General features: G+C 56.8%; 4 protein-coding genes and 1 pseudogene. 3 read left to right on the top strand and 2 right to left on the bottom strand.

The window, feature by feature from the left end; all coding sequences use genetic code 11:
- Positions 1 to 99: 99 nt before the first annotated feature.
- Entirely contained in the window at positions 100 to 621 is a 522-nt protein-coding gene (locus tag ACLD9W_RS11935; RefSeq protein ID WP_410842223.1) for a hypothetical protein, read from the bottom strand.
- Positions 622 to 786: 165 nt separating this feature from the next.
- Between ACLD9W_RS11935 and ACLD9W_RS11930 the strand changes: the two genes are divergently transcribed.
- From ACLD9W_RS11930 to ACLD9W_RS11920, 3 genes are all read left to right on the top strand, one after another.
- The gene (locus ACLD9W_RS11930; protein WP_410842222.1) at positions 787 to 1563 is read left to right on the top strand and encodes a ParA family protein; all 777 of its coding nucleotides are present in this window, start codon (positions 787 to 789) and stop codon (positions 1561 to 1563) included.
- A gap of 201 nt (positions 1564 to 1764) precedes the next feature.
- Positions 1765 to 3180 carry a TolC family protein gene (locus ACLD9W_RS11925; protein WP_410842221.1) on the top strand — a complete coding sequence of 472 codons (1416 nt, stop codon included), beginning with the start codon at positions 1765 to 1767 and terminating at the stop codon, positions 3178 to 3180.
- Between the two features lie 113 nt (positions 3181 to 3293).
- Positions 3294 to 5414, top strand: a complete 2121-nt coding sequence (locus ACLD9W_RS11920; protein WP_410842220.1) for a type I secretion system permease/ATPase — start codon at positions 3294 to 3296, stop codon at positions 5412 to 5414.
- 153 nt (positions 5415 to 5567) lie between these two features.
- Here ACLD9W_RS11920 and ACLD9W_RS11915 read toward each other — a convergent pair.
- Positions 5568 to 5643 (bottom strand): annotated as a pseudogene (locus tag ACLD9W_RS11915) (IS1595 family transposase); the annotation flags it as partial.

Here is a 5643-nt window from a genome sequence, read left to right as displayed (position 1 = left end):
ACCCGGACAAAGCGGTTCGATGGCTGCCCACTGGGCATCGGATAGGGTATATCTGGTCATATCTGTATGATACTGTGAAAAATTGAATGTCAACAGACCCTAGTGCCTGCGCCGCAGCGAAAACATTCCCTTTCTGTCGGCATCAAAAACAAAACGCCCGTCCTGCACCGCCGCGTAAGTCTGCTGCTCCGACACAGGCTGCAAGCCCGCGTGTTCCAGCATATATTTCCCCACCTCGTCGGGCTTGGCGGTAATCGCGGCGGTTAACTTGTCGAACAAATCGCGGCACACGCCGCCTACCGCCCAGCCTGCCGCCGCATCCTCCATACACTGCCCGTTCAACTCGTGCATATTTTCCGTAAACTTGCCCGTAAACGCGACGAAATTGCCCTCCGGCAACCCTTTGACCGGATAGCGGTAGGTCTTTTCGCCGTGTTCCCCTTCGCTGATTACCGGCTCACCCAAAGGCAGTTTCGGCGCGAGCACCGCAATATCGATAAACTTCACGGTAAAGCCCGGTTTGGGCGGCATCAGCGCCGCATCGGCGGCAGGCTCACCGCCGCCGCAGGCCGCCAGCGCCGCCGCCAAGAGGGCAGCAGGCAGGTATTTTTTCATCATCATACGGATTCCTCTGCAAAAAACAGCCGCCATTATAGACCTTCCGCCCGCGGGGCGCTAAGGCCGTCTGAAAGCGCAGAGCACCGCCGCGCCGCGCCCGAGTGCCGTTTCAGACGGCCGCAAATAACGGTACAATCCGCCCCCTTTCCAACCCGACCGGAAACCGTCATGAGCGCATACGTCATCGCCGTCGCCAACCAGAAAGGCGGCGTGGGCAAAACCACCACCGCCGTCAACCTCGCCGCCTCGCTCGCGGCGGAAAACATGCGCGTGCTCGTCGTCGATCTCGACCCGCAGGGCAACGCCACCACCGGCAGCGGCGTCGACAAAACCGCCATCGCCAAAGGCGTCTACCATGTCCTGCTCGGCGAAACCGGCGTGCGCGAAGCCGTATCCGAAAGCCCTGCCGGCGGCTACCGCGTCCTGCCCGCCAACCGCGCGCTGGCGGGCGCGGAAGTGGAACTCGTGCAGGAAATCGCCCGCGAAATGCGTCTGAAAAACGCCTTGGCCGAAGTGGCCGACGACTACGACTACGTCCTCATCGACTGCCCGCCCACCCTCACCCTGCTCACCCTCAACGGCCTTGTCGCCGCCGACGGCGTCATCGTGCCGATGGTGTGCGAATACTACGCCCTCGAAGGCATCTCCGACCTCGTCGCCACCGTGCGCAAAATCCGCCAGGCCGTCAATCCCAAGCTCGACATCCTCGGCATCGTGCGCACCATGTTCGACAACCGAAGCCGCCTGGCCGTGGAAGTGGGCGAGCAGCTCAGCCGCCACTTTGGCGGCAAACTCTTCTCTGCCACCATCCCGCGCAACATCCGCCTGGCCGAAGCCCCCAGCCACGGCATGCCCGCCCTGGCCTACGACCCCAAAGCCAAAGGCACGCTGGCCTACCGCCAACTCGCCGCCGAGCTGCTGCAACGCACGGGAAAGGCCGTCTGAAAGACGGTTTTCAGACGGCCTCTACGTTGGTAAGAGTAGTATTTCGACCGATATGCGTAGTACGTTTTCTGTTTGAATATTTATTTGATAATTAAATTATATTTACATTATTTGTCTGAGACGAATCAAATTATTTTCTACTGTCTTTCAATAAATATTCTAAAGCTGTGCCCTCAATATTGACTGACTACTTATACCATTATGTTAGCTAGATTTTTTTCTTCTGTTTTTTTCTTCTCCTCTATGTTGGCTCCTGCCTGTGCGTTCACTCTCGGCGACGCTATTGCTGCCGCTGAGCGACATTCTGCGGACTACGCTGCCGCTGTTTACGAGAGCAAAGCCGCACAGGAGAAGCCTATCCAAGCACGTGCTGCGCTGTTGCCCCAGGTCAATGCTAATGTTCTCCATCAGCATCAGCCGGAGTCTGTTTCTGCCAGTACCCGCAGCAGAGGTTGGAGCATTCAGGCCGAGCAGGCTTTGTTTGATCGCGGCAGATGGTTGCAATACAAACAGGGAAAAATTACTGCACAAAGCGCTAATTTCCAACTACGCCATGCAGCTTCCGAAACCGCCTTTCAGGCTGCCCGTGCCTATTTCGATGTTTTATCTGCACAGGAGCAGCTGGTTGCGGTCCGAGATGAACGGCAGGCTTTCGAACAACAGGTGCGGCAGGCACAGGCCATGTTCCAAACCGGTGCAGCCACCAAAATTGATGTGCAGGAAGCCATGTCCGGTTATGATGCCGCTGTTGCCAAAGAAATGGCTGCCCTCAACCGGCTACAGCTTGCACGTAGCACTCTTTCCGAGATGACCGGCCTCGATGCCCGCGAAGCCGAAGCTCCCGCATTTCCCTCGCCGCTACCGGATATTCTTCAAGATAGACCTCAGACCTATTGGCAGGAAAACGCTGACCGTAATAATCCCGAACTGGCCGTACAGCGGTTGGCTGCTGCTAATGCCCGTATTGCTCTGTCTGAAGTCAGAGCCCGCCATTTACCCCGTCTTAGCGCGTCAGCCGGTTATCAGGATTATCATAGCCGCCAGGAATATGGCGGTCGCGGCCAAAACTACCGCAGCCGTGGTGCTACCGTATCTGTGCAGCTTACCCTTCCTCTCTTCAATAGCGGCCTTACCGTCAGCCAAAGCCGAGAAGCTGCTGCCCGCCTCAATCAAAGCAACATGCAGGTAGAAGCAGCCGAACGCAGGATCCGCCAAGCTGTCAGCCGCGCCTATCTCGATACTGTTGGACAGTGGTATCAGAGCAAAGCTCAAGAACGTTTGCTGGAGACCAATCGCGCCAAATTCCAAGCTGCGGAAAAAGGTCTTGGTCTTGGTTTGAGTACCATCCTGCAGGTGGTACAGGCGAGGCAGGCCGAATCGGAAACGCAGCAGAAACTCGCGGAGACCCGCTATGCTTGGCTGTCGTCTTACGCCGAACTGTTGCACCATGCCGGTTTGCTTGATGGTGGTAGTGAACGGGAACGCTTTGCCCGCCTTGAAGGCATCGTGTCGGAAACTGCGAATAGTGGAAATGGTATAGTTGTCACAAGGGTGCTGAAAAAAGCATCATTAAAAAAGTCAAACAGTAGAGGCGTATCATCAAACAAAATACCATAAAATAATTTGGTTTAATCATTCTGAAAGTCAGCTGTTCGTTTTATTCCAAACTACTAGTATTTATCATCCCGATAAATTGTTCTGATTCATTTATTCTGACTCGCAATCCTATTATGCAGACTTTTGATACTGTTTCTCACCCTGCTCTTTCTGCCCTAATTCTGCTCGCCCACTTTCACGGCATTGCCGCCAATCCGGCCGACATCGTCCACCGCTTCGGCAGCGGCAGCGCCGATTTGTCGCTCGACCAATGGCTGCTGGCGGCCAAAAGCCTCGGCCTGAAAGCCAAGCCGGTAAAGCATAAGGCCGAACGGCTACACCTGATGGCGCTGCCGGTTTTGGTGTGGCGCGAAGACGGGCAGCACTTTGTGCTCGCCAAAATCGACGGCGGCCGCTATCTGATTCAGGATTTGGCCGGACAGAAAACCGCCGTGCTCGATGAAGCGCAGTTTGCCGAACGCTATTCGGGCACGGTGATTGCAGTTGCTTCCCGCGCGTCGGTGCTCGGCCAGCTTGCCAAGTTTGATTTCACTTGGTTTATCCCCGCCGTGGTCAAATACCGGCGCATTTTGCTGGAAGTGCTGGTGGTTTCCGTCGTTATCCAGCTGTTTGCCCTGATTACCCCGCTGTTTTTCCAAGTGGTGATGGACAAAGTGCTGGTGCATCGCGGCTTTTCCACGCTGGACGTAATCGCCGTCGGCCTGCTGGCGGTCAGCCTGTTTGATGTGGTTTTGGGCGGGCTGCGCACCTATATCTTCGCCCATACCACTTCGCGCATCGATGTGGAACTGGGCGCGCGGCTCTTTCGCCACCTGCTGTCGCTGCCGCTGGCCTATTTCGAGCGCCGCCGTGTCGGCGATACCGTGGCACGTGTGCGCGAATTGGAGCAAATCCGCAGCTTTCTCACCGGCCAGGCGCTCACATCCGTGCTGGATTTGTGTTTTTCCTTCATCTTCCTGCTGGTGATGTGGTACTACAGCGGCCGGCTTACCCTGATTGTGCTGGTTTCCCTGCCGCTGTATGCCTTTTGGTCGGCCACCATCAGCCCGCTGCTCAGAAGCCGTCTGAACGACAAATTCGCCCGCAATGCCGACAACCAGTCTTTTCTCGTCGAATCCGTTACCGCTATCGGCACCATCAAAGCCATGGCCGTCGAGCCGCAGATGACCCGCCGCTGGGATCAGCAGCTTGCCGCCTATGTCTCTTCCGGCTTTCGTGTTACCCGCCTGGCCACTATCGGCCAGCAGGGCGTGCAGCTCATCCAAAAGCTGGTTACCGTTGCCACCATGTGGCTGGGCGCGCGGCTGGTGATCGACGGGCAGCTTACCGTCGGCCAGCTCATCGCTTTCAATATGCTGGCCGGGCAGGTGGCCGCCCCCGTTATCCGGCTGGCGCAGCTGTGGCAGGACTTCCAGCAGGTCGGCATTTCCGTTTCCCGTCTCGGCGACATTCTCAACAGCCCCACCGAAAACCCTTCTTCCCGCCTGGCTCTGCCCGACATCCAAGGCCGCATCACCTTCGAGCGCGTCTCCTTCCGTTACCGCCCCGACGGCGCCGAAATCCTGCGCGATCTCAATCTCGACATCCGCGCCGGCGAAGTACTCGGCATTGTCGGGCGCAGCGGCTCCGGCAAATCCACCCTGACCAAACTCGTCCAACGGCTCTACGTACCCGAGCGCGGCCGCGTTTTGGTGGACGGCAACGATCTGGCCCTGGCCGATCCCGCCTGGCTCAGACGGCAGGTCGGCGTCGTCCTGCAGGAAAACGTACTGCTCAACCGCAGCGTGCGCGACAACATCGCCCTGGCCGACCCCGGCATGCCGCTCGAGCGCATTATTCAGGCTGCCAAGCTCGCCGGCGCCCACGACTTTATTATGGAACTTGCCGAAGGCTACGACACCGAAGTCGGCGAACAGGGTGCCGGCCTGTCCGGCGGCCAACGCCAGCGCATCGCCATCGCCCGCGCCCTGATCAGCGACCCGCGCATCCTGATTTTCGACGAAGCCACCAGCGCGCTGGACTACGAATCCGAACGCGCCATTATGCAGAACATGCAGGCCATCTGCCGCAACCGCACCGTACTCATCATCGCCCACCGCCTGTCCACCGTACGCATGGCGCACCGCATTATCGCCATGGACAAAGGGCAAATCGTAGAAGCCGGAACGCATGAAGAGCTGCTGGCGCGGGAAGAGGGCTATTACCGCTATCTCTACTGCTTGCAGAACGGGTAGAGAGGCAGGCAGCTTGAAGTCAGAAAGGTGAGTTACAGGCTGCTTGTTGTGTAAATGCTGAGAAAGTTTGATTAAGAACCGTTTATGTTGACGTATTGTTTTGTTAGTAACATAATACTTATGAAGAAAAATATTTGGGGCTGTCCTAGATAACTAGGATAAATTATCTATTACCAATTGTTTCAAAATGGAAATTTGAACTTTTATTTCACTGTTGTTAAAACGCCAT

The organism is Neisseria sp. WLZKY-1 (genome assembly GCF_046546535.1).
In the GTDB taxonomy this organism is placed as follows: Bacteria; Pseudomonadota; Gammaproteobacteria; order Burkholderiales; family Neisseriaceae; genus Neisseria.
The sequence above is the reverse complement of the archived record's forward strand: the minus strand, read 5'-3'. Positions and strand labels throughout refer to the sequence as shown.